General features: G+C 70.1%; 22 protein-coding genes. 9 read left to right on the forward strand and 13 right to left on the reverse strand.

The window, feature by feature from the left end:
• Positions 1-8 precede the first annotated feature (8 nt).
• Positions 9-1,208 (forward strand): small ribosomal subunit Rsm22 family protein, encoded by a 1,200-nt coding sequence (locus tag CYFUS_RS42645; protein ID WP_095990436.1) that lies wholly within the window; start codon positions 9-11, stop codon positions 1,206-1,208.
• On the opposite strand, the gene CYFUS_RS42650 is transcribed toward CYFUS_RS42645, so the two are convergent.
• Entirely contained in the window at positions 1,209-1,700 is a 492-nt protein-coding gene (locus CYFUS_RS42650) for an FKBP-type peptidyl-prolyl cis-trans isomerase (RefSeq protein ID WP_095990437.1), read from the reverse strand. It abuts the gene before it with no gap.
• Between the two features lie 46 nt (positions 1,701-1,746).
• Complete coding sequence (locus CYFUS_RS42655; RefSeq protein WP_095990438.1) at positions 1,747-3,138, reverse strand: M20/M25/M40 family metallo-hydrolase; 1,392 nt, start codon at positions 3,136-3,138, stop codon at positions 1,747-1,749.
• Positions 3,139-3,248: 110 nt separating this feature from the next.
• Here CYFUS_RS42655 and CYFUS_RS42660 point away from each other — a divergent pair, with 110 nt between their 5' ends.
• The 3 genes from CYFUS_RS42660 (at position 3,249) to CYFUS_RS42670 (ending at position 6,207) form a co-directional block, all read left to right on the forward strand.
• The gene (locus tag CYFUS_RS42660; protein WP_095992559.1) at positions 3,249-3,620 is read left to right on the forward strand and encodes a response regulator transcription factor; all 372 of its coding nucleotides are present in this window, start codon (positions 3,249-3,251) and stop codon (positions 3,618-3,620) included.
• A gap of 20 nt (positions 3,621-3,640) precedes the next feature.
• Positions 3,641-4,540, forward strand: a complete 900-nt coding sequence (locus CYFUS_RS42665) for a PilZ domain-containing protein (protein ID WP_095990439.1) — start codon at positions 3,641-3,643, stop codon at positions 4,538-4,540.
• A gap of 65 nt (positions 4,541-4,605) precedes the next feature.
• Positions 4,606-6,207: an ATP-binding protein gene (locus CYFUS_RS42670; RefSeq protein WP_095992560.1), complete on the forward strand. Its 1,602-nt coding sequence runs from the start codon at positions 4,606-4,608 to the stop codon at positions 6,205-6,207.
• 7 nt (positions 6,208-6,214) lie between these two features.
• Here CYFUS_RS42670 and CYFUS_RS42675 read toward each other — a convergent pair whose 3' ends face one another.
• Positions 6,215-7,360, reverse strand: a complete 1,146-nt coding sequence (locus tag CYFUS_RS42675; RefSeq protein ID WP_095990440.1) for a THUMP domain-containing class I SAM-dependent RNA methyltransferase — start codon at positions 7,358-7,360, stop codon at positions 6,215-6,217.
• 71 nt (positions 7,361-7,431) lie between these two features.
• Here CYFUS_RS42675 and CYFUS_RS42680 point away from each other — a divergent pair, with 71 nt between their 5' ends.
• Positions 7,432-8,316, forward strand: coding sequence for an oxidoreductase (locus CYFUS_RS42680; RefSeq protein WP_095990441.1), 885 nt, complete (start codon positions 7,432-7,434; stop codon positions 8,314-8,316).
• Here the strand turns inward: CYFUS_RS42680 and CYFUS_RS42685 are convergent.
• Together CYFUS_RS42685 and CYFUS_RS42690 are read right to left on the reverse strand one after the other, a co-directional pair.
• Positions 8,294-9,064 carry a class I SAM-dependent methyltransferase gene (locus CYFUS_RS42685; protein ID WP_198316990.1) on the reverse strand — a complete coding sequence of 257 codons (771 nt, stop codon included), beginning with the start codon at positions 9,062-9,064 and terminating at the stop codon, positions 8,294-8,296. The genes CYFUS_RS42680 and CYFUS_RS42685 overlap by 23 nt on opposite strands.
• A gap of 113 nt (positions 9,065-9,177) precedes the next feature.
• A complete protein-coding gene (locus CYFUS_RS42690) occupies positions 9,178-9,741 on the reverse strand; it encodes a NifU family protein (protein WP_095990442.1) in 564 nt (187 codons plus the stop codon).
• 184 nt (positions 9,742-9,925) lie between these two features.
• On the opposite strand from CYFUS_RS42690, the gene CYFUS_RS42695 reads away from it, so the two are divergent.
• The 4 genes from CYFUS_RS42695 (at position 9,926) to clpA (ending at position 13,849) form a co-directional block, all read left to right on the forward strand.
• A complete protein-coding gene (locus tag CYFUS_RS42695) occupies positions 9,926-10,498 on the forward strand; it encodes a DUF2378 family protein (RefSeq protein WP_095990443.1) in 573 nt (190 codons plus the stop codon).
• A gap of 8 nt (positions 10,499-10,506) precedes the next feature.
• On the forward strand, positions 10,507-10,947 hold the full coding sequence (locus CYFUS_RS42700; protein WP_095990444.1) for a hypothetical protein: 441 nt from the start codon (positions 10,507-10,509) through the stop codon (positions 10,945-10,947).
• A gap of 258 nt (positions 10,948-11,205) precedes the next feature.
• On the forward strand, positions 11,206-11,532 hold the full coding sequence (locus CYFUS_RS42705) for an ATP-dependent Clp protease adaptor ClpS (protein ID WP_002622993.1): 327 nt from the start codon (positions 11,206-11,208) through the stop codon (positions 11,530-11,532).
• Positions 11,533-11,536: 4 nt separating this feature from the next.
• Positions 11,537-13,849, forward strand: coding sequence for an ATP-dependent Clp protease ATP-binding subunit ClpA (gene clpA / locus CYFUS_RS42710; RefSeq protein WP_095990445.1), 2,313 nt, complete (start codon positions 11,537-11,539; stop codon positions 13,847-13,849).
• 112 nt (positions 13,850-13,961) lie between these two features.
• On the opposite strand, the gene CYFUS_RS42715 is transcribed toward clpA, so the two are convergent.
• The 8 genes from CYFUS_RS42715 to fabI form a co-directional block, all read right to left on the reverse strand.
• On the reverse strand, positions 13,962-15,542 hold the full coding sequence (locus tag CYFUS_RS42715; RefSeq protein WP_095990446.1) for a methyl-accepting chemotaxis protein: 1,581 nt from the start codon (positions 15,540-15,542) through the stop codon (positions 13,962-13,964).
• A 31-nt stretch (positions 15,543-15,573) separates the two neighbouring features.
• Entirely contained in the window at positions 15,574-16,644 is a 1,071-nt protein-coding gene (locus CYFUS_RS42720; RefSeq protein WP_095990447.1) for a chemotaxis protein CheB, read from the reverse strand.
• The gene (locus CYFUS_RS42725; protein WP_095990448.1) at positions 16,641-18,785 is read right to left on the reverse strand and encodes a hybrid sensor histidine kinase/response regulator; all 2,145 of its coding nucleotides are present in this window, start codon (positions 18,783-18,785) and stop codon (positions 16,641-16,643) included. Before CYFUS_RS42725 ends, CYFUS_RS42720 begins: the two co-directional genes overlap by 4 nt.
• Entirely contained in the window at positions 18,775-19,320 is a 546-nt protein-coding gene (locus CYFUS_RS42730) for a chemotaxis protein CheW (RefSeq protein WP_095990449.1), read from the reverse strand. Before CYFUS_RS42730 ends, CYFUS_RS42725 begins: the two co-directional genes overlap by 11 nt.
• Positions 19,317-20,531, reverse strand: a complete 1,215-nt coding sequence (locus CYFUS_RS42735) for a CheR family methyltransferase (RefSeq protein ID WP_095990450.1) — start codon at positions 20,529-20,531, stop codon at positions 19,317-19,319. Before CYFUS_RS42735 ends, CYFUS_RS42730 begins: the two co-directional genes overlap by 4 nt.
• The gene (locus CYFUS_RS42740; RefSeq protein ID WP_095990451.1) at positions 20,528-21,385 is read right to left on the reverse strand and encodes a response regulator; all 858 of its coding nucleotides are present in this window, start codon (positions 21,383-21,385) and stop codon (positions 20,528-20,530) included. Before CYFUS_RS42740 ends, CYFUS_RS42735 begins: the two co-directional genes overlap by 4 nt.
• Positions 21,386-21,395: 10 nt before the next feature.
• The gene (locus tag CYFUS_RS42745) at positions 21,396-21,773 is read right to left on the reverse strand and encodes a response regulator (protein ID WP_002622982.1); all 378 of its coding nucleotides are present in this window, start codon (positions 21,771-21,773) and stop codon (positions 21,396-21,398) included.
• A gap of 167 nt (positions 21,774-21,940) precedes the next feature.
• Positions 21,941-22,759, reverse strand: a complete 819-nt coding sequence (fabI, locus tag CYFUS_RS42750; RefSeq protein WP_095990452.1) for an enoyl-ACP reductase FabI — start codon at positions 22,757-22,759, stop codon at positions 21,941-21,943.
• Positions 22,760-22,888: the final 129 nt, after the last annotated feature.

Here is a 22,888-nt window from a genome sequence, read left to right on the forward strand (position 1 = left end):
GGGTGGGGATGAGTGGCCCGTACGGCAAGGACTTGGAGCGTTGGATTCCGCGGCTCATCGCCGTCTGGAGGCAGGCGCGCGGCAGGGCGGACGGACCCGAGACGCGCCTGACGCCACAGGAAGTGAAGGAGGTGGGCGCGGGAGTGAAACAGCTCTCGCTGGGACTCACGCGCGAGCGCAAACTCGCCGGGGCGCGCTACATGGACGACCCCAAGCTGCTCGGCGCCTACCTGCTCTTCTACTGGCCCGTCTCCTATGCCCAGGCCCGCGAGGCCCTGGGCGAACTGTCCGCGAGGCCCCGCTCGGTGCTCGACCTGGGCAGCGGTCCCGCTCCGGTGGCCTTCGCCGCGCTGGACGCGGGTGCCGCCGAGGTGACGGCCGCGGACCGCAGCAAGCCCGCGTTGGCGCTCGCGCGCGCCCTGGCGACGGAGGCCGGTGAGGCGCTCGCCACCCGGGAGTGGGATCCGCTGCGCAAGGCCCCCCCACCCGAGGGCAAGTACGATCTCATCACCATGGGCCACGTGCTCAACGAGCTGTATGGCGCGGGGGACGAGGCGGTGAAGCCGCGCGCGGCACTGCTGGAGCAGGTGCTGGCCCAGGTGAAGCCGGGGGGCAGCCTGGTGGTGCTGGAGCCCGCGCTGCGCGAGACGTCGCGGCTCTTGCTCAAGGTGCGCGACGTCATGGTGGAGAAGGGCTACGCCATCCGCGCGCCCTGCCTCTACCGGGGCGCCTGTCCCGCGCTGGTGAAGGAGAGCGACTGGTGCCACGCGGAGCGCACCTGGACGATGCCCCGGGTGGTGGAGGAGATCGCCAGGGCGGCGGGGCTGCACAAGGAAGCGCTGAAGATGAGCTACCTGGTGCTCGCGCCCGCGGGCGAAGGCTGGCCCGAGCCCCGGCCGGAGCGGCTCTTCCGCATCGTGTCCGAGTCGCTCGAGGGCAAGGGGCGCCAGCGCTTCATCGGCTGTGGCGCCGAGGGCCGCATGGGCCTGGCGATGCAGGACAAGCACCGCACGGAGAAGAACGAGCGCTTCTTCAAGCTGCACCGCGGCGACGTCGTCTCGGTAACGAACACCGAGGCCAAGGGAGACGGGCTCGCGCTGGATGACCGCTCGGAGGTGAAGGTGGTGGCCTATGCGGGCCAGGGCGTGCCCCCGGCCCCGAAGACGCCCGCACCGCCCCCGGACGAGGGCCAGCGCGAGCCGACGTGATCAGTGATCGTGGTCGTGCCCGTGCTCGCCGTGGGCGTGACCGTGCTCCAGCTCTTCCTTCGTCGCGGCGCGCACGTTGTGCACCTTGACCTCGAAGTGGAGCGTCTTGCCGGCGAAGGGGTGGTTGAAGTCGACGACGACCGTGTCGCCCTTCACTTCCTTCACGAGGAAGTCCACCTCGTCGCCCTCGTGGTCGGTGGCGCTGAGGATGGCGCCCGGCTTGATCTCCATCTCCGCCGGGAACTCGCTGCGCGGCACCTCCTCCACGCCGTCCGGATCGATCTCCCCGTAGCCCTCCTCCGGCGAGACGACGACCTTCAGGGACTCGCCCTTGGTCTTGCCCTCCAGCGCCTTCTCCAGGCCCGGGACGATCTCATCGTGCCCGTGCAGGTACTCGAGCGGCTCTCCCGGCTCGCTCTCATCCACCACTTCTCCATCCCCCAGATGCAGCCGGTACTCGATGGAAACGACGCTGTCCTTGGCGATTTTCATGAGGCCCTCATAACAAGCGAAACGTCCCGGACGCTACTTCACGACTTCAGTACGGCTTCAATGCCTGGGCCAGCTCGGCGTACAGGTGGATGGCGCTGCGCACCGCCTTGTCCCAGTCACCCAGGTGCAGGCTCTCGTTCTCAGAGTGGGCATTGGTGTACGGATCCTCCACGCCGATGAGCAGCGCGGGCACCCCGCCCAGCTCCCGGGCGAACGGCTCCACGAAGGGAATGGACGCGCCACACCCGATGGCCACGGGCTCGGTGCCATAGCCCAGGCGCAGCGCGCGGAAGGCGGCCTGGAAGGCCGGATGCGACGTCTCCGTGAACCAGGGGCCCGCGGGCGCGTCCTCCTTGATGTGCAGCTCCAGTCCCCAGGGCACGCGCTGCTTCAGGTGCTCCACCAGCCGCCGCTGCACGTCCGCCGCGTCCAGGTCCGGCACGACGCGGATGCCCACGCGCGCCCACGCCACGTCGCAGATGATGTTGCGCGCGTCCTTGCGGCTGCTCGCCTGGATGGCGTTGATGGCGAGCGCCGGCTGGCGCCAGTTCGTCTCCCACGGATGGCGCCCACCGAGCAGCTCGGCGCCGGGCACCAGGCCCGCCTGCTGCTTGAAGTACGCCTCGTCACCCGGCAGCGCCTGGATGCTCCGCCGCTCGTCCCCGGTGAGCGGACGCACGTGCTCGTGGATGCCCTCGATGGCGATGCTGCCGTCGGGGTTCGTCAGCGAGGCGAGCATCCGGCACAGCGCCATCACCGGATCCGGCACCGGCCCGCCCCACATGCCCGAGTGCACCGCCTGCCGCAGCGCGCGCACCTCCACGTCCACCGTCACCAGGCCGCGCAGCGCGGTGGTGATGGAGGGCAGCCCCGTGTCGAAGTTCGTCGTGTCCGTGAGCACGATGGCGTCCGCCTGGAGCAGCGCCTTGTGCCGTTGCAGGAAGGTGCCCAGGTGCTCGCTGCCCACTTCCTCCTCACCCTCGATGAGCACCTTCACGTTGAGCGGCAGCTCCCCGCCGCCCTTCAACCACGCGTCCACCGCCGAGGTGTGCACCACGATGCCCGCCTTGTCGTCCGCCGCGCCCCGCCCATAGAGCCGCCCGTCGCGCACCTGCGGCTCGAACGGCGGGCTCTTCCACGCCCCCTCGTCCCCCGCTGGCTGTACGTCATGGTGGGCGTACAGCAGGAGCGTGGGTTTGCCAGGAGCCTTCAACCGCTCGCCGTACACGTACGGATGCGCACCGTCCAACTCCAGCAAGCGCACGTTTTCGAACCCACGCGACTTCAACAGTGCCGCTGTGGCTTCCGCGCTCGCTCGCACGTGCGCGGGATCGAAGCCGTCGAAAGACACACTGGGAATGCGGATCAGCTGCTTCAAATCTTCGAGATAGCTGTTCTTCTGGGCGTCGAAGTGGGCCAGGGCCTGATCGGTGGACATGGCGAGTGCTTAGCCCACTTCCCGTGGTCTCCGCGCGAGTGATGAAAGCAATGAGAAAGCACGTCGAGCCCATGGGCAATCCAGGGGTGGGCGCCTTATCATGGCGCGACATGCCCCCCCCGACGCTTCTGCTGGTCGATGATGATCGCTTCGTGCGCCACCTCCTCAAGGACGCCATCCAGGAAAGTGGCCTCGAGGTGCGGATGCTCGAGGCCTCGGACGGCCGCGAGGGGCTGGAGGTCGCCGCGCGCGAGCAGCCGGCGTTGATGCTGTTGGATCTCTTCATGCCCCGGTGCAGCGGGCTGGAGGTGCTCGCGCACATCAAGCAGTCCTCACCGGACACGCGGGTGCTCATCATCAGCAGCATGGATGCCGATCCGGTGGTGCAGCAGGCCCTGTCCGCCGGGGCCGTGGGCTTCGTGGGCAAGCCCTTCCATCCGTTGGAAATCTCCCTGGCCATCCGCCAGGCCCTGGCCCACTGAACACAAACCGAGGAGAGCCCATGTCGAATTACTGGATTGGAGACTCCGTCGGACGCGTGTTGGGACCCCTGACGCTCCAGTCGCTGCGGGAACTGGTGAGCTCGGGACGTCTCAAAGCCGTCACCCGCGCTTCCCGCGATGGCGAATCCTGGGAGCCCATCGCGCAGTTCAACGAAGTGAAGGATCTGTTCAGCACCTTGCGGCCCGGCTCCGCCGACGAGTCCGGGCAGGCCGCGCGCCTGCGCACGCAGTTGGGGCAGATGCAGTCGATGAGCGTGTGGCAGATCTTCGGGTTGAAGCCGGAGGCGCCGCTGGAGGAGGTGCGCAGCGCCTTCTTCCGGATGGCGCGGCGCTTCGCCCCCGAGCATCTGGCCCCGGACACCAGCCCCGAGCTGCGCAAGGTGCACGCGGACATCTTCGATCTGCTCGCGCGCCGCATGCGCGAGGCGGAGGCCCAGCGCGCCACGGTTCCGGCGGCGCCCGTGAGCGAGGGTCCCCGCACGACGACTCCCGCCGGCGGACGCGCCGCCGTGCAGGCCCCGGGCTACACCTACTCGGCCGGGGAGTTCGTGGGCCTGCGCACCCAGAACGACCGGACCCAGGTGGAAGTCCAGGTGAACGCGCGCAACATGGGCATCTTCACCGACCACCGCATCATCAACCTGCAGTCCGGAGGGCTCTTCATTCCCGCGTCCAACCCCTTGCGGTTGGGCACCCGGGTGGAACTGGTGTTGAATTTCGAGCAGCCTCCGCGGCAGATCAAGCTGCGCAGCTCCGTCATCTGGGAATACACGCTCGACGATGGTAAGCAGCCGCGCGGCTATGGCCTCGGTCTGGCGGACTTGAGGCCCGAGGAGCGCACCTTCCTCGACGACTTCCTGCGCACACATCGCGTCCAGGCGCCCACGACCGCGGGCTGAGCCACATGGCGGTCCGCGTCCATCTCGGCCGCAGCCCCCCACCCCTCCGCCGGAAGGAGCAGGACGTGTCCGATCCGGCCGAGTACCAGGCCCTCGATGGACTGCCGGCGCCGGTGCTGGTGGTGCGTGGAGAGCGGACCGTCTACGCCAACCCGGCGTTGTTGAAGTTGTTGGGCATCAGCCTGCCCGAGGTGCTCGACACGCCCGTGCTGATGATGCTCGCGCGCTTCTCGCCCGAGGATCAGCGCTGGCTGGAGCCGATGCACACCGAGTACACCCGTGGAAGGCAGACACCCGACAAGCTGTGGGTGCGCGTGCGGGTGGCGGAAGAGCAAGAACGGACCTATTGCATGAGTCGGGGCGAGGGAGTGCGGGCGGAGGACACCCTGTTGATGTTGGTGGACGCGGAGGGAGAAGCGAGTACGCGGCGGCTCACCGAGTCACTCGTGGAGGCCGCGGGCAAGCTGTTGCACTGCCGTGACGAACAGAGCGTGCTGGAGACGGCGGTCGAGGCCATCCACCGGCACGGCTTCTCCGTGATGGTGCTGCTGCTCGAGGGCGACAACCTGCGCTACGGGCCCCTGCGGCAGGACGCGGCGCAGGTGACCACGTGCGAGGTGCTCTACGGCAAGCCCCTGCAGGAGATCCGCTTTCCGCGCTCCAGCATGCCGCACATCGACGAGGTGCTGGCGCGGCACAAGGCGGCCTTCCACTCGGACTTCCTCCAGGTGCTGGAGAACGTGCGCACCATGGAGCCGCTCGCGTGGCTGCGGCGCGCCTACCCGAGCGTGCGCGCCCTGGACGCGCCCATCTTCGTGCAGGGCAAGCCCTACGGAATCCTGTCCGTGCAGGGCGAGACGCTGACGCCCACGAGCGCGGCCACGCTGGAGCTGTTCGCGCGGCAGATGGGAGGGGCGCTGGAGAACGTGCGACACCACCGGCTGGCGGCCTCGCGGCTGGCGGAGCTGTCGCGGTTGCAGTCGGAGCTGGTGGCGCAGGAGCGGCTCACCGTGCTGGGCGAGGCCGCGGGCGTGGTGGCCCACGAGGTGCGCAACCCCCTGGGCGCCATCCTCAACGCGGTGGCGGTGCTCAAGCGAGACCGGCTGGGCCCGGTGAGCACGAGCGCGGTACGGATGCTGGAGGAAGAGGCCACGCGCCTGGACGCGATGGTGAGGGACTTGCTGGACGTGGTGCGGCCGATGGAGCCCCGGCCCCGCGCGCTGCACCCGGGCGAGCTGGCCCGGCGCACCCTGGAGCTGCTGCGCCAGCGCCACCAGCTGGGCACCCTCCAGGTGCTCATGAACGAGGCGCCGGACCTGCCCCTGCTCCAGGGCGACGAGATGCTGTTGCAGCTCGCGCTGGAGAACCTGCTGCGCAACGCCGTGCAGGCCTCGCCCCCGGAGGGCCGGGTGACCGTGTCGGTGTCGCGCGTGCCCGAGGGCGTGCTGCTCACCGTGGAGGACGAGGGCTCGGGCATCTCCCCGGCCGACATCCACCGCATCTTCGAGCCCTTCTTCACCACGCGCGCCACGGGCACCGGCCTGGGGCTGGCGGTGGTGCGGCGCGTGGTGCTCGCCCACGGCGGCACGGTGTCCGCGGGGCAGCGGCCGGGAGGCGGCGCGCGCTTCGAGCTGCGGCTGCCGCTCGCTCACCCCTCGCCGGAGTGAAAGCGCCTCAGGGAAGGGCGCACAGGAGCAGACGGCAGCGCAGCCCCCCATTGCGCACCGGCAGCTCGCGCGCCCCGGGCAGGGCGAGCGCGCGGATGAGGCCTGGCTCCTCGGGAACGAGCACCGCGGCGCGCCAGCCCGTGAAGGCCCGCCGCAAGGTGGCCCCGAGCGCCCGGTACAACCCCGGCAGATCCTCCCCCTCGCCCACCCGCTTGCCATAGGGCGGATTGGCCACCACCCACCCGGGCCCGAGCCCCGAGGGCAGCGTCAGCGTGCGCACGTCCTGGCGCTCCAGCGTGAGCGTCACGCCCGCCCGCCGCGCGTTGCGTCTGGCCGTCCCCAGCGAGCCCGCGTTGAGATCATGCCCCCGCAGCACCGCGCGCGGGGCCGGCAGGACCTGGGCCTCCGCCCGGGCCCGGCGCGCGGCCCAGGCCCCCGCGTCGAAGCCGGGAAAGCGCTCGAAGGCGAAGGGCCGCGCGAGCCCCGGCGCCCGCTGTTGGGACATCCACGCGCCCTCGATGAGGAAGGTGCCCGAGCCACACATGGGGTCCACCAGCGGCGCCACGCCGTCGTACCCGGCCAGCACCAGGATGCCCGCGGCGAGCGTCTCGCGCAGCGGCGCCCGGCTCACCTCCTGGCGGTAGCCCCGGCGGTGCAGCGGCTCGCCACTGGTGTCCGCGCTCACCGTGCACGTGTCGCCCTCCACGCGCACGAGCAGGGTGAGGCCCTCGCCCGGTTCCTCGTCCAGGAGGCCCGCGCGCTCCACCGATGGCAGCCCCCAGGCCCGGGCCGCGGCGGCCAGCACCGCGTCCGGCCCCTTGAAGCGCGCGCCATGCAGGACCACCGACAGCCGGGGCACCGTCCGCCCGTCCCATACCGGCCGCAGGGGCAGGGCCGCGAGTCCCCTGGCGAGCGCCGCCGCGTCCGGCGCGGGAAAGCGACCCAGGCGCAGCCACACCCGGCTCGCCGTGCGCAGGCACAGGTTGGCCTCCTGGTACAGCCCCGGGGCCCCCTCGAGTTCCACCCCCCCCTCCACGCGCCGGGGCGACAGGCCCAGGGCCTCCGCCTCGGCCGCCACGGCGGGCTCCAGGCCGGGCAGCGCCGGGATGAAGAGCCACTCCCTCTGTTGGACGTTGGTCACCTGGAGCGGCATTGTCCGCGCCCGACGCCCGGCCGCAATGCTTTCCTCACGGGAACGTCCACCCGGACGAAGGAGAGCACGCCATGAGCGACGTCGCGAGGAACGCCCGCGAGCGGCCACGGGAGTACGAGGTGACGGTGGACGGCGTACGCTGGGAGACGCCCGACACCGTCACGCTCCAGCTGGACTTCGGCCCCGAGCGCCCCGACTACCGCGCCGGTCAGTTCCTCAACCTGGATCCCCACCAGTTCCGCGCCCTCGGCCACCTCGTCGCCTACTTCCAGCAGCACAAGGGACGCAAGGAGCCGGCGCGATCCTACTCGCTCGCCTCCGCGCCGCATGAGCCGCGCGTGGCCATCACCGTGAAGGACGAGGAGTTCATCCCCGGCCTCACCCCCTACCCGCCCCTGCTCTCGCCCTACCTCGTGCACGCGCCCCTCATGGGCTCGCGCATGAAGGTGCTCGGCTTCATGGGCCCCTATGTGCTGCCGGATGACGTGGAGGAGCGCACGGACCACCTCGTCCATGTCGTCGCCGGCTCCGGCGCGGTGCCCAACTTCTCCATCCTCAAGGACGCGCTGCACCGGAGCCTCCGGCTGCGGCACACCCTGCTGTGCTCCAACAAGACGTGGGAGGACATCCTCTACCGCGAGGAGCTGGACGCGCTCGAGCGCGCGTACCCGGACCGGCTGCGCGTGGTGCACACCCTCACCCGCGAGACGGACGAGGCGCGCTTCGGCCCCACCGTGCGCAAGGGCCGCGTCGGCGAGGCCCTCCTGGAGGAGCTGCTCCCCGAGCGCGGCACCTGCCTCGTCTACGTGTGCGGCCCGGCCATCACCCCGTGGGCCCGCAAGAAGGCCCTGGAGACGCACACGCCCGCCACCCCTCGCTTCCTGGAGACGGTCATCGGCCACCTGCACACGCTCGGCGTCGACGACAAGCGCATCAAGCGGGAGTCGTACGGGTGATGTCGGCGGCCGGGGTGGCCGGGGTGGCGCTCGCGGGCTCCACGCCGAGCAGCCGCGTGAGCTTGGGCCGCACCCCGTAGGCACCCAGGAGCGACTCCAGCTTCGCGCGCGCCTGCCGGTTCTCCCGGTGCACGCGCCGGCCGAGAATCAGCTCGTTCTTGAGCGAGTGCTCCCAGCCCGTCAGCTCCGTCACCGTCACCTGGTAGCCGAAGGACTCCAGCGTCAGCGCGCGCAGCACGTTGGTCAGGTGGCTGCCGAACTCGCGCCGGTGCCAGGGGTGCTGGTAGAGCAGCGAGAGCGTCGAGTCCACCGCGGCCCGGCCCTCCTTGAGCTGCGTGGCCACCTCCGCCTGGCAGCACGGCACCACCGCCACGTGGTCCGCGCCCTTCTGGATGGCCACCGCCAGCGCGTCATCCGTCGCCGTGTCGCAGGCATGCAGGGCGGTGAGCAGGTGGATGCGCTCGGGCCACTGCGCGTTCTCCAGGTGCGCCGTCTGGAACTCCATCCGGGAGAAGCCCAGCCGCTCGGCGCGCTCCCTGGCCCGCTGCGTCAACTCCGGCCGGCCCTCCACGTTGAGCAGCACGCCCCCCTCGGCGTCCTTGAGGAACAGCTCGTAGAGGATGAAGCCCAGGTAGGCGTTGCCGCTGCCCGCGTCCACCACCACGGGCGAGGCATGACGGCCCTGGATGTCCTCCAGCGCCGGCCGCAACAGCCCCACCAGGTGGTTGACCTGCTTGAGCTTGCGCAGCGTGTCGGCGTTGAGGTTGCCCTCGCGCGTGAGCAGGTGCAGCTCACGCAACAGCTCCCGGGACTGGTCCGGCAGCAGCTCGCGCTTGACCCGCGCGCCTTTGACCTGCCGCCTCAGACGGACACCACCTCGGTGACCTCGGGGACGAGCTCGCGCAGCCGCGTCTCGATTCCCATCTTCAAGGTCGCCGTGGAAGAGGGGCACCCCGCGCACGAGCCCTGCATGTGCAGGTAGACGATGCCGTCCTCGAAGCGGTTCAGCGTGATGTCTCCACCGTCCTGCGCCACCGCCGGGCGGATCTCCGAGTCGAGGATCTCCTGGATGCGCGTCTCCACCGAGCCGCCCGCCGCGCCCGCCGCGGTGCGCGCCGCCGCGATCGCCTCCTCGTTCACCGCGGGCAGGCCCGCGCCGAGGTGCTCGTCCAGCGTGCCCATCACCGCGTCGTTCAGCTCGTCCCACTCACCCGCGTCCCCCTTGGTGACGGTGACGAAGTTGCTGCCCACCATCACCGCCGTCACGCCCTCGATGCCCATGAGCTTGAGCGCCAGGGGCGACTTCTCCTCCGCCGCCTGCGTGCTGGTGATGCTCACCGCTCCCGACGACACGAGCCGCCGATCCACCACGTACTTCAGGGTGCTGGGGTTGGGGGTCCACTCGAGCTGGATGTTCACCGACATGTCGAAATCTCTCCGTTCCCTCCTCCTCTAAGCCCTTGGCCCCCGGCTGGCAACCACGTGCTCGATCAAGACCCACCCCAGAAGTTGCTCTATCTGACAATGATAACATTACCTGAATTCACTGATTCCCCGTAGAGGCGTGCTAAGCTTGGAGGACGGAGACGGAACAATGGGGAGAACGTCCATGGAAAGCACCAGCCTGCAGGCGAGGACCCCCACCCATACCGCGCAGCTCCGCATCCCCTCCTGTGTCTTCGAGGGGTTGTTCGTCCGAGGCATGCAGCCACACGCGGCCCTCGTCAAGGCCCTGGCCCTGGAGGGGTACGATCCCCGGTGCCCCGAGGTCGACTACCCCATCCAGGTGTGGAAGCGCTGCGTGTCCCAGGCGAGGTACCTGGCGTATGGGACGCTGAGTGATGACGAGGCCTACCGCGCGCTCGGACGCCAGCTCAGCGAGGGCTTCGCCAAGACGCCGCTGGGCCGGATCGCCGTGGTGGGGCTGCCGATGATGGGCCCCGCGCGCGCCCTGGAGCGGCTGCCGCGCTACCTGGGGATGATGGGCCGCGCGGAGGTCCAGGTGCAGTCCGTCAGCCTGGGCGAGCGCGTGCGACGCGTCTCCATCTCCGACGTCCACAGTCCCCCGGAGCTCTACGTCGGCGCGCTCGAGGTGGTGCTGGAACACGCCCACGCGCACCAGCCCATCATCCACGTGGACGATCGCTCGCCGCAGGGCTTCCGCCTGCTCGTGCGCTGGTAGAACGCCGCATGGCCTACCCTCCCCGCCTGGCGCACCTCGCCACGCTCTCCGTCGTCGTGGCGAAGCTCGTGCCCACCTACTCGCGTGCCCACCACCTCGACGAGGAGGAGGCGGCGCAGCGCCTGTCCCAGGCCCTGCGCGGCCGGCTGCTGCCGTCGCTGCTGGAAGAGGCGTGGACGGCCATGCGCGGCAAGAGCAAGCGGCTGGACGACGAGGGGCTCCTGGAGAAGGTGGCCACCACGCTGCGCGACCGGCCCCAGCGCCCCGGACGGGTGGTGGAGGTGACGGCCGCGTGGAGCGCCTTCCTCGTGCTCGCGGACCTGGAAGCGGGCACCGCCAGCGAGGCCGCGCGCCGGGTGATGGAGTCGCCCGAGGGTCGGCAGCGCGCCCAGGAGGGGCTCGTGGAGGTCGGCCGCTTCCTGGCCGCCGAGCTCACCCGGGGGCGCTAGGCGGCCCGAAGCCGCCCGCACGGTTGGCGAGCACCTCCTCCAGACGTTATAGGCTGGTGCCCGCCGTGATCTCCGCCCGCAAGCCGCCCACCTGCTCCGTGTCTACCCGCGCCCCCACCTCCGGGCCGCGAGGCGTCCAGGCGGTCCGCGCCGAGAACCCACCCATGGGAAGCGCCGCTGGCTGGCCTGCTCCGTTGGCGGGCCTCCTCCGGTTCCGAGCGGAAGCCGTCCGCACCCCCTAATCATTAGAGGAAGCGCATGCCTCGAGAGAAGTCCGATCCGGATTCCAACGTCGTCACGGAGACGGTGCCGCAGAAGAAGCTCAAGCGGCCCACGCTCTACAAGGTGCTGTTGCACAACGACAACTACACGACGCGCGAGTTCGTGGTGGCCGTCCTCAAGGAGGTCTTCCACAAATCGGAGACGGATGCCGTGCAGATCATGCTGCACATCCATTACAACGGCATCGGCGTGGCGGGCGTTTATACGTACGAGGTCGCAGAAACGAAGGTACGCACCGTGGAGGCCGCGGCGCGGGAGAATGGCTTCCCGCTGCGCCTCTCGATGGAACCAGAGGAAGGTTGAGACCGTGGCAGGACCGCTGATTGCCAAGGCATTACAGGACAGCTTCCGCAACGCGCTGGAGGAGGCGCGACGGATGCGTCACGAGTACCTGACGCTCGAGCATCTGTTGCTCGCGCTCACCAAGGACACCCGCACCCGGGAAGTGCTCAAGAGCTGTGGCGCGCAGGTCAAGCGGCTCCAGGAACGCCTGGAGTCCTTCCTGGAGGAGACGGTCGAGCGTCTGCCCGAGGGGGTGGAGGCCGAGCCCCAGCAGACCATCGGCGTGGAGCGCGTGCTGCACCGCGCCGCCATGCACGCCCTGTCCGCCGAGCAGAAGTTCATCGACGGCGGCGACGTGCTCGTGGCCCTCTTCCGCGAGGAGGAAAGCCACGCGCTCTACCTCCTGCAGCAGGAGGGCATCACCCGGCTGGATCTGCTCAACTTCATCTCCCACGGCATCTCCAAGGACGCCTCGGACCCGGGAGACGAGGGCGTCAGCGGCGAGGCCCACCCGGGCGTGCCCGCCGGCGAGGACGAGGAGGGCGAGGGCAACACGCGCAAGAGCCCCCTGGAGGCCTACACCACCAACCTCAACGAGGAGGCCAAGGCGGGCCGGATCGATCCGCTCATCGGGCGGCAGAAGGAGCTGGAGCGCACCATCCAGGTGCTCTGCCGGCGCCGCAAGAACAACCCGCTCTACGTGGGCGAGACGGGCGTGGGCAAGACGGCCATCGCCGAGGGGCTCGCGCTGCACATCCACGAGGGCCGCGTGCCCGAGGTGCTCAAGAACTCCGTCGTCTTCTCGCTCGACATGGGCGCGCTGCTGGCGGGCACCAAGTTCCGCGGCCAGTTCGAGGAGCGGCTCAAGGGCGTGCTCAAGGCGCTCAAGGAGCACCCGGACGCCATCCTCTTCATCGACGAGATCCACACCATCGTCGGCGCGGGCGCCACCAGTGGCGGCTCCATGGATGCCTCCAACCTGCTCAAGCCGGCGCTGGCCAGTGGGAGGCTGCGCTGCATCGGCTCGACGACGTACCAGGAGTTCAAGGCGTCCTTCGAGCGCGACCGGGCCCTGTCCCGGCGCTTCCAGAAGATTGAAGTGGGCGAGCCGAGCGTGGAGGACACCCTGCTCATCCTCGAGGGGCTCAAGAGCCGCTACGAGGAGCACCACGGGGTGAAGTACGCGCCGGAGGCCCTGCGCGCCGCCGCGGAGCTGAGCGCCAAGCACATCAACGATCGCTTCCTGCCGGACAAGGCCATCGACGTGCTGGACGAGGCGGGCGCGGCCGAGCGGCTCAAGCCCGCGGAGCAGCGCACCGGCCAGGTGACGGTGGGCGACGTGGAGGCCGTCATCGCGAAGATGGCGAAGATTCCGGCCAAGAGCGTGTCCGCCAGCGAGGGCGTGCAGTTGCAGAAGCTCGAGCCCGAGCTCAAGCGGGTCATCTTCGGCCAGGACCCGGCCATCAAGTCGGTGGTGGACGCCATCAAGCTGGCGCGCAGCGGTCTGCGCGCGCCGGAGAAGCCCATCGGCAGCTTCCTCTTCTCGGGCCCCACGGGCGTGGGCAAGACGGAGCTGGCCAAGCAGCTCGCCCAGGTGCTCGGCGTGGAGTTCCTGCGCTTCGACATGAGCGAGTACTCGGAGAAGCACACGGTGAGCCGGCTCATCGGCGCGCCTCCGGGCTACGTGGGCTTCGATCAGGGCGGTCTGCTCACCGACGCCGTGCGCAAGCACCCCTACGCGGTGCTGGTGCTGGACGAGATTGAAAAGGCCCACCCGGACCTCTTCAACATCCTCCTGCAGGTGATGGACCATGCGACGTTGACGGACAACAACGGCCGCAAGGCGGACTTCCGCAACATCATCCTCATCCTCACCACCAACGCGGGCGCCCGGGAGATGAGCACCAAGTCCATGGGCTTCGGCGACAGGCAGGCCCCGGTGGACACGCTGCGCGCGAAGAAGGCCATCGAGAACACCTTCACCCCCGAGTTCCGCAACCGCCTGGACGGCTGGGTCCTCTTCTCCGGCCTGCCCGCGGACATCATCCTCAAGGTGGTGGACAAGGAAGTGGGCCTGCTCCAGAAGATGCTGGAGGAGAAGCGCGTGAAGCTGGAGCTGACCCCGGCGGCACGCGCGTGGCTCGCCGCCAACGGGTACGACCCGGCCTTCGGGGCGCGGCCCATGGCTCGGCTGGTGGACAACGCGCTCAAGAAGCCGCTCGCCGAGGCCGTGCTCTTCGGAGAGCTGAAGGACGGCGGCACCGCCCGCTTCGACGTGGAGGGCGACGGCCTGAAGCTCCAGTCCGCCTCCGTTGCGCAGCCCACGCCCGCGGCCTGAGCGCCCGGGCCCTCCCCCTCCCTCGGCTGCGAGAGGGGGAGAAACGACGAGGGCCAGGTGGAGGGTGTCCCCTCCCCTGGCCCTTCGTGCATTCAGCGGCTCGCGCGGACGGCTACACGCGGTAGGCCTTCACCGCGCTGCTGAGCTGCTCGGAGATGACCTGCAGCGTGGTGGCCGCCTCGCCGGTGGCGCTGATACGGGCCACCGTCTCCTCCATCATCTTGGAGAGATCACCCACGGCGGTGCTGATCTGGCTGATGCCCACGTTCTGCTGACCCACGGCGGCGGCGATCTGCCGCACGGCGGCGGCGTTGTCCTGGTTGATGGTGGACAACTCGCGCAGGCTCTTGCCGTAGGAGCGCACCTGCTCCAGGCCCATTTCCATGCGCTGCGAGCCGCGCTCGGTGGCGCGCACCGCGGTGGCCACCGAGTTGCCGATATCGTCCAGCAGCTCGCGCACGCGGTCCGTGGACTCGATGGACTGGTCGGCCAGGGCGCGGATTTCACGCGCCACCACGCCGAAGCCCTTGCCGTGCTCGCCCGAGCGCACCGCCTCGATGGCGGCGTTGAGCGCGAGCATGTTGGACTGGTCCGCCAGATCCTTCACCGTCTGGGTGATGCTGCCGATCTGCACGGTGCGCTCGCCCAGCTCGAGGATCTTCTGGGCGATCTCCTGCACCTGGGCGCGGATGTCGTTGAGGCCCGCGAGTGTCTGCTCCAGGGAGGCCTCGCCCGTGCGGCTCAGCTCGTCGGCGCGCTCGGCCACGGAGAGCACCGCGTCGGCCTTCTGGGCGGCGAGGAGACTCGTCTGGCGGATTTCCTGGGCGGTGACCTGCGTCTCCTGGAGCGCGGAGGCCTGCCGGGCCACCGTCTGCGACTGCTCGGCGGCGGAGGCGTTGAGCTGCTCGGTGGAGGCGTTGAGGGCCTCGGAGGCCTGCTGGAGGTTCTGCGTCACCGAGCGCAGCCGATCCACCATCTGCGAGAACGACACGGCCAGCTGGCCCAGCTCGCCGCCCGCGATGGAGGGGATGGGACGGGTCAGGTCGCCCGACTGGACGATGTGCGCGGCCACGTTGGTGAGCTCGCGCAGCGGCCCCACGATGGAGCGGCTCAGCCCGTACACCCCGAGCACGCCCACCGCCACGATGAGCAGGCCCAGCAACAGCATCTTGAGCCACAGCTGGCCCACCAGGACACTCACGCTGTCGTGCAGCATGCCCACGTGCAGCACGCCCCGCGTCGCGCCCGACAGGGGCGCGGCCACGTCGGCGACGGCCACCCGCTTGTTGTCGACCGTCATCTCCACCATTTCCCGCGTCTGCGTGCGCTCACCATTGGCGAGGCCGTTCTCGGACAGGGGGTTGGCGGTGAGCAGCTCCACGGGCACATCGCCCGGGAAGGAGTGGGCGAGCACCGTGTTGCTCTCGTCCACCACGTAGAGGTAGCCCAGGCCCTGGGCATCCCGGAACGCGTCCACCAGGGGCTGCAGCGACGAGGAGCCGCCGGCACGCTCGGCGGCGGCCGAGAAGCCCAGCGCGATCGCCTTGCCCTCGTTCAAGGTGCTCGACATGAGGCTGTCGCGCAGCTGCTGGGCCGCCATCATGGAGAGCACGATGGCGATGGCGACGCTGACGGCCGCGGTGGCGAAGACGAACTGGGCACCGATGCCTAGGGATTTACGAGCGGGGCTCACGAAAGCACCTCAGTGAGGAAGGAAAAGGGGTTCAAACCACGCCCTCCGTACCGGGAGGACGGTTCGGCATGGGACCGCGGCGGCAGCTCATGCGGATGATGTCGGGAATGGAGGACAGGGGAACGCCCCGGTCCGCCGCTTTCAGCTCCAGCGCCACCCGGGGCATGCCGAAGACGACGCACGTGGCCTCGTCCTGGGCGAAGGTGACGCCTCCCGCCTTGCGGATGTCCAGCAGGCCGCGGGCGCCGTCCTCTCCCATGCCGGTGAGGACCCCTCCGCCGGCGCGGCTGCCGTAGGTGCGCGCCAGGGAGGACAACAGCAGATCTCCCGAGGGACAGGGCCCGCCGCGCGTGCGCGTCATGCGCACCACGCCGTTGCCCTCGATGGTCAGGTCATGACCGTCCGCCGGGAAGTACACCTTGCCCGCCTCCACGCGCTCCCCCTCCCGGGCGATGACCACCTTGAGCGAGGTCACCTGGGAGAGCCAGCGCACCATGCCGGGGGTGAAGCCCTCGGTGATGTGCTGGGCGATGACGATGGGCACGGGCAGGTCCGGAGGCAGGCGCGAGAGCACCTCGGACAGGGCCGGCGGCCCGCCGGTGGAGGCGGCGATCCCCATGATGTCCACCCGGGCGCCCGACACGGGCGGCGGCGGGCTGGAGACGCGCAGGCGCCGGGAGATGACGGGCACCTCCGCCATCAGACACACCGACTCGGCCAGTTGCCGACCCCAGCGCCGCAGCTCCTCGCCGCTGATGACGCTCGGCTTGCCGATGAGCTCCAGGGCTCCCGCGCTCATCGCCTGGAAGCACACCTCCAGGTTGCGCTGGTCCGCCACGGCGCTCACCACGAGGACGCGCGCGGGCGCCTCGGCCATGATCGCCGCGATGGCCGCCGGACCATCCAGGTCCGGCATCAAGAGGTCCATGGTGATGACGTCCGGGCGCAACAGGCGCGCCAGCGTCACCGCCCGGCTTCCCGTGTTGGCGCGCCCCACCACCTCGATGCGCGGATCGTCCGTCAGCAGGGCGCTGACGGCATCCGCCATGGTGGGCGAGTCATCCACCACGAGCACACGGATGGGCTCCTTCCCACCACTCATGCCCGGGCCCCCCTGCGGCTCATCACGTCGAGCACCTCGGAGAGCAGGCGACCCGCGGCGCACTCGCGCTTGCTGAGGTAGCCGTCCGCTCCCGCCGCCAGACCCCGGGAACGGGCGCTCGCGCTGTCGTTGGCCGACACGAGGATGACGGGAATGTCCCGCGTGTCGGGCTGCCCGCGCAGGCGGGCGATGACCTCGGTGCCGTTCATCTCTTCCATCTCAAGGTCGCAGATGATCACGTCGTATTCTTCCGCCTGCAAACGCTCCAGGGCACGTGCGCCGCTGGCTGCCAGGTGGACGGTGAAGCCACCCGCCTCCAGCATGGCACGGTGCAGGGCGCGAGCGGTGAGGGAGTCGTCCACCACGAGCGCCCGGCGGCTCGTCGGCATGGCGACCGTCTGGGGGGTGGAGTCAGTCACCACCCAGCCCGGGCGCAGGATGAGCAGCAGCTCGCCGCGGCTGAGGATGGCGGCGCCCTGGTAGGAGGGCACGTCGCGCACCTCGGCGGGCAGCGGACGGATGACCAGGTCCCGGTCTCCGACCACCGCGTCCACGGCGAGCGCCATGCGCTTGCCGCCGCTCTGCACGATGATGAGCGGCTGGCCCTCGGAGGGAGGCGCCGCGGCGCGCAGGCCCATGCGGGCGCCCAGGTCGGTCACCGGCACGAGCTGGCCATTGTAGTCCAGCTGCGTCTTGGTGCGGCCGATGCGCAGGTTCTCCGCGGTGGCCAGCTGGGTGGACTCCACCGCCAGCATGGGCAGACCCACCGAGGCGTCGATGGCGCGCACCGTGAGCACCGGCGAGCTGCCCAGCTCCATGGGGATGGTGAGCACGAAGCGCGTGCCGCTGCCCTTGGTGCTGAGCACCTCGATGCGGCCCTGCATGGACTCCACCGCGGCGCGCACCGCGTCCAGGCCCACACCACGGCCCGACGTGTCCGTCACGTCCACGCGGGTGCTGAAGCCGGGGCGGAAGATGAGGTCGCGGATCTGCGTCTCGTGCATGCGCGCGCCCTCCTCCGCGGTGATGAGCCCCTTGCGCTCGGCCGACGCGCGTACCGCCACCACGTCGATGCCGCGCCCGTCGTCGATGAGCTCCAGGAAGAGGATGTTGCCCTGCTGCTCCACACGCAGCGTGAGGGCGCCCTCGTGGTGCTTGCCCGCGCGCTCGCGCTCATCGGGCATCTCGATGCCGTGGTCCACCGCGTTGCGCAAGAGGTGCACCATGGCACCCCGGAGCTTCTCGAGCAGCCGTCGGTCCAGCGACACCTCCGCGCCCACCACCGACAGGCGCGAGGACTTGCCCAGCTGGCGCGACAGGTCGCGCACCATGCGCTGCAAGGGCTCGAGGATGGTGCGCACCGGACGCGTGGTGATGGACTTGAGGCCCTCCTCCAGGCTGTCCACGATGTCCGACGCCTCGTGTCCGTCCGCGCGCACGCCCGCCGTCACCGACGCCAGCGTCGCGCGCGCCCGGGCCGTGGGCGCCAGCAGCTCGCGCGCCGACAGGAGCTCCACCACCTTGCCGATGTCGCGCAACCGGTCTTCCAGGCGCATGCGGAACTCGCGCAGGCGCTCCACCTCGCGCATGAGCGCCGTCACCTGGTGCGCGGCCACGCGCCAGCCCGCGTCCACGTCATCATCCGGGGCGGAGCTGGCCACCGCGGCGGCGGTGGAGGGCGCGGCGGAAGGCGCGGGCGCGGAAGCCGCCGGAGCGGCCGCCGCGGCCTCCTCCGGGGGCGGGGCGTCCGCCACGAGCTGGGCCAGGGCCGCCGCGGGATCCGGCAGCGCGTCGCCCCGGCCATCCGCGTGGGCCTGGGCCCGCAGGAGGAAGAGATCCAACCCGTGCAGCAGCAGGTCCACCAGCGGCCGCGGCATGGGCTTGATGTCCTTGCGCAGCGGCGCGAGGGCATCCTCCAGCTTGTGCGCGATGGAGCTCAGGTCCTGCAGCCCGAGGCTGGCGGCGCTGCCCTTGAGGGTGTGCAGGTGGCGCGCCAGACGCGTGTACACCTTGCCCAGGGCCTCGTTGTCCAGGCCCTCCCGCTCCAGCTCGAGCAGGTCCAGGGTGACCTTTTGACAGACTTCCTGCGCCTCGGACGAGAAGCCCGCCACGAGGCTCTGCAGCATGGGGTCAACCGACATTGCGTGTCCCGGATGTGCTCGCGAACAGGCGCGGCAGATCGATGAGGTGGATGACTTGACGCGAGCCGCTCATGAGCACCTGGGTCACCGGGCCCTCGGATTGCGCGCGCGCCGCCTCCACCGCCACGGTGGGCATGCTCAGCGGGCGGGGGATGGCCTCGCAGTCCAGGGCGCACAGCTCTCCGTCACCCCGCTCCACCACGAGCAACACGGCGGGGTCCTGCCGCCAGCCGTGGCCGCCCAGGAGCGCGGCGAGGCTGAGCGCGGCGAGCACCTGGCCCTGATAGCGCAACACGCCGATGACGTGCGGCAGGGACAGGGGCACCGGCGTCACCAGGCGCAGGGGCAGCGCCGCGCGCAGCGAGTCCAAGGGGATCGCATAGCGCTCCTCGCCCAGGGGGAACTCGGCCACCATGAGCACGGATTCGTCGGTGGTGTTGTCGGAGCGTCCGCGCAAGCGGCTCGCGCGCTCGTCCAGGAGGGCACGGACCTCCTGGTCCTGAACCTCCTCCGGGCCTCGGGGAATGGATGTCATTCGATGGATCCCAACGTGAGGAAGGCGTCGGCGGACGCCCTGTAGAAGCGGGCAGGCAGCGGCTCAGGTCCCTCGATGACCTGATCCGGAGGGAGTCGCGAGGCGCAATCGCGCACGCTGTGCATGAGCGCGAAGGCCGCTTCTCGCGCCCCGGCCCGCTCACGCAGCAGAGCCAACTCCAGCATGCCCGGCAGATAGTCCCGGAACTGTTTCAACAGGGCCTCCAGGGTGCTGGCCGCGCCGGACTCGTCGCCCCCCTCGATGCGCTGAAGCGCCTCGGTGTGCAGGCTCACGGGCGTGGGCGGCGGCGGCGCGGGAGCCGGGGCGGGCGGAGGCACGCGCAGGGCAATCTTGGGAGGCTCGGGAGGCGGAGGCTTGGGTGGAGGCGCCAGCTCCTGGGGCGTCGGGCGGCGGAAGGCCTGCAGTTCGGGAGGCCCCACGCGCACCAGCCCCGCGGGCGCGTTGTCCATCTCCACCGTGCCCAGCAGCAGGTAGCCGCCCGGCACGATCACCCGCGCCAGATGACGCACGGCCTGCTGCACCGCATCGGGCGAGAAGTACGTGAGCACGTTGCGGCAGAAGATGACGTCGAACTGGCCGTGCTTCTCGGCCAGGGGCTCCAACAGGTTCGCCTGGGCGAAGTGGGTGACGGCGCGCACGGAATCGATGACGCTCACCCGGCCCTCGGCCGTCTCCTGATAGACGGGATACAGCAGCGGACCCGACTCGCGGCGCGACCAGTTGCCGTACACGCCCCGGCGGGCGAACCCCAGACGGCCCTCATGCAGATCCGTGCCAAGCACCTCGACCTGCACGCCCGGCGTCACCATGTTCAGGAGACACGCGGCGATCGAATACGATTCCTCGCCCGAGGCGCACCCGGCACTCCAGGCCCGCATCGTCATGGTGCCCCGGCGCATCGCCGCGGACACCACCTCGGTCGCCAGGAAGCGGAACTGCTCCGGGTGGCGGAAGAAATACGTCTCGCCCACCAGCACCGCGTCCAGCAGCGCCCGCTCCAACGCGGAGCCCGGACGGTGCATCTCCGCCATCAGCTCCGAGGGCGAGCGGCCCCGAGACAGCTCCATGCGCACGACGCGATCCACCGCCGCGGGTGAGATCGCCGTGTCCCGGAAGCCCGTGCACGACGCGACGAACTCCCGCGCCCGCTCGAACACCAGCTGAGAATCCACCCCCACACCTCCACTCATGCGCTACGCGCCGGACGGAGCACGTCCACCGCCTCGCGCAAGAGTTCCTGCGTGGCGAACGCCTTGGGCTCGAAGATGGGAACCGAGCGCTCTCCGCTGCGCAGCATGCCCATGAGGGCATCGCGCAGCTCTCCGTGGCCGACTCCGCCCACGCGCTCACGCGCCTCGATGTCCGAGGACGGGTACTCCTCGGGGTCCTGCACCGCGTCCACGCTCAGCGCCAGCTGCACCCCGCCGATCTCCAGGATGACCAGCTTGCGCTCCTCGACGGGCTCGCGGTGCTCGACCTCGAGCCGGCGCGCCAGGTCCAGCACGCACACCGGCTGGCCCCGCAGCTCGAAGAACTCGGAGATGTAGCCCGGCCCCAGTGGCAGGGGGCGCGTGGTGGGCTGGAGGATGACCTGACGCACGCTCTCCAGGGGGATGGCGAACTCCAGGCCGCCCACCGACAGCCGCAACAGGGCCAGCGACCCCGCGCGTGCCCGGCGCCGCGCGTTCTCCAGCGCGTTCTCCACCGCGCTCAAGAGCTCGTCGGCCCGGAAGGGCTTGGACAGGAACAGCTCCGCGCCCAGCGCCAGACACGCCTCCGCCCGGCTCGTCTCCGAGGAGATGATGATGACGGGGATGTCGGCGGTGGTGGGCTCCGCCTTCACCCGCTTGAGCACCTCGTCCCCGTCCATCTCCGGCATGGACAAGTCCAACAGGATGGCGGCCGGCTGGACCCGGACCACCTTCTCCAGGGCCTCCCGGCCATTGCTCGCCGTGTTCAGCGCGTAATGGCCGGAGAGGATGGCGCGCTCGAGCGCGAGGATGGCATCACTGTCATCGACAAGGAGCAGGGACGGAAGGCTCACGGCTCGACGCTCAATTCTGGGTGAGGAATTTACGCACGGTTTCCGTCAGGTCGTGATGGGAAACCGGCTTGTTGATGAAGGCATTGGCTCCGGCCTCGACCCCGCGCTGACGCAGGTCGCCGCCGCGCTCGCCCGTGAGCAGGATGACGGGCACATCGCGAACCTGAGACAACGGGCTCGCTCGGACCTGCTTCACGAAAGTGATGCCGTCCATACCAGGCATATTGATATCGGCGATGACGAGCTTGACCGGCACCAGCCGGAGGAGCTGCAACGCCCGTGTCGCGTCTTCCGCTTCGACGAACCCCATCTTCAAATTCATGAGGTAGATCTTGAGGATGTTGCGAACGGTCGGGCTGTCATCCACGAGGAGGATGTTGGCGCTCAAACCCAGGGCTCCGCCCGGGCCACGAAGTTCGGGACCCGGTTGAAGGAAACGTTGGAGACTGTACCGTGACCTCGCCGTCCAGCAAAAGCCGGGGGGGGTCGAAACATGGAAAACGGGGGGAGGAGCGAGCTTCTCCCGCCGCACAGCAATCGACCAGCCGAAGGTGTTCAGCCCGGCTGGCCGCTCTCCTCCTTTTCGTCTTCATGAGGGTCCACCGGCGGAGCACCAATCGCATGATAGCCGCCGTCCACATGAATCATCTCCCCCGTGGTGGAGGGCATCCAATCGGACAGGAGCGCACACGCGGTCCGCGTCACCGCGTCATGGCTGTTGCGCGCATCCCACCCCAGAGGAGCCTGGCGACCCCACCCCTGCTGGAGGGATTTGAACCCGGGAATGCCCTTGGCCGCCACCGTGGCCAGCGGCCCGGCCGCCAGAGCGTTGACCCGGATACCCTTGGGCCCCAGATCCCGGGCCAGGTAGCGCACCGCGGACTCCAGGCCCGCCTTGCACACGCCCATCCAGTCGTAGATGGGCCAGGCCACGCGGTTGTCGAAGTCCAGCGCCACGATGGAGCCGCCCTTGGGCATCAGGGGCAGCACCGCCACGGCCAGCTCCTTGAGGGAGAAGGTCGAGATGCGGAACGCCGTCTGGACGCTCTCCCAGGGGGTGTTGAGGAAGTTTCCGCCCAGGGCGTTCTCGGGCGCGAAGGCGATGGCGTGCAGCACGCCGTCCACCCGGCCCCAGCGCTGGCGCAGCGCCTCGGTGAGGGCCGGGAAGTGCTCGGGATTGGACACGTCCAACTCCAGCACCTCGGTGCCCTCCTTGAGGCGTTTGGCGCTGCGCTCGGTGAGCGAGCGCGCCCGGCCGAAGCCGGTGAGGATGATCTCCGCGCCCTGCTCCAGCGCGTGCTCGGCGACCCCGTAGGCGATGGACTGGGGAGTGAGAACTCCGGTGATGAGGAGCTTCTTGCCCTGCAGCAACATGCGAAGGCCTTTCTGACGAAAGAAAGTGAGAGTGCCAGGGGGTTTACCACTCCCCGAGCCCCGGGTAAGCCAGGAAGACGTCCGAATCCGGCGACCCCCGGGCCCTCCCGAGGTGAAGTTGTGCTCACG

It is taken from the genome of Cystobacter fuscus, from assembly GCF_002305875.1.
GTDB lineage: Bacteria > Myxococcota > Myxococcia > Myxococcales > Myxococcaceae > Cystobacter > Cystobacter fuscus_A.

Bases quoted from the DNA above. Each gene is read 5' to 3' on its own strand.
- fabI (WP_095990452.1), bottom strand. From the start codon at position 22,759: ATGTTGCTGCAGGGCAAGAAGCTCCTCATCACCGGAGTTCTCACTCCC.
- CYFUS_RS42725 (WP_095990448.1), bottom strand. From the start codon at position 18,785: ATGTCGGTTGACCCCATGCTGCAGAGCCTCGTGGCGGGCTTCTCGTCC.
- CYFUS_RS42730 (WP_095990449.1), bottom strand. From the start codon at position 19,320: ATGACATCCATTCCCCGAGGCCCGGAGGAGGTTCAGGACCAGGAGGTC.
- CYFUS_RS42660 (WP_095992559.1), top strand. From the start codon at position 3,249: ATGCCCCCCCCGACGCTTCTGCTGGTCGATGATGATCGCTTCGTGCGC.
- CYFUS_RS42690 (WP_095990442.1), bottom strand. From the start codon at position 9,741: ATGTCGGTGAACATCCAGCTCGAGTGGACCCCCAACCCCAGCACCCTG.
- CYFUS_RS42655 (WP_095990438.1), bottom strand. From the start codon at position 3,138: ATGTCCACCGATCAGGCCCTGGCCCACTTCGACGCCCAGAAGAACAGC.
- CYFUS_RS42735 (WP_095990450.1), bottom strand. From the start codon at position 20,531: ATGAGTGGAGGTGTGGGGGTGGATTCTCAGCTGGTGTTCGAGCGGGCG.
- CYFUS_RS42650 (WP_095990437.1), bottom strand. From the start codon at position 1,700: ATGAAAATCGCCAAGGACAGCGTCGTTTCCATCGAGTACCGGCTGCAT.
- CYFUS_RS42720 (WP_095990447.1), bottom strand. From the start codon at position 16,644: ATGAGTGGTGGGAAGGAGCCCATCCGTGTGCTCGTGGTGGATGACTCG.
- CYFUS_RS42695 (WP_095990443.1), top strand. From the start codon at position 9,926: ATGGAAAGCACCAGCCTGCAGGCGAGGACCCCCACCCATACCGCGCAG.
- CYFUS_RS42705 (WP_002622993.1), top strand. From the start codon at position 11,206: ATGCCTCGAGAGAAGTCCGATCCGGATTCCAACGTCGTCACGGAGACG.
- CYFUS_RS42645 (WP_095990436.1), top strand. From the start codon at position 9: ATGAGTGGCCCGTACGGCAAGGACTTGGAGCGTTGGATTCCGCGGCTC.
- CYFUS_RS42665 (WP_095990439.1), top strand. From the start codon at position 3,641: ATGTCGAATTACTGGATTGGAGACTCCGTCGGACGCGTGTTGGGACCC.
- CYFUS_RS42700 (WP_095990444.1), top strand. From the start codon at position 10,507: ATGGCCTACCCTCCCCGCCTGGCGCACCTCGCCACGCTCTCCGTCGTC.
- CYFUS_RS42680 (WP_095990441.1), top strand. From the start codon at position 7,432: ATGAGCGACGTCGCGAGGAACGCCCGCGAGCGGCCACGGGAGTACGAG.
- CYFUS_RS42675 (WP_095990440.1), bottom strand. From the start codon at position 7,360: ATGCCGCTCCAGGTGACCAACGTCCAACAGAGGGAGTGGCTCTTCATC.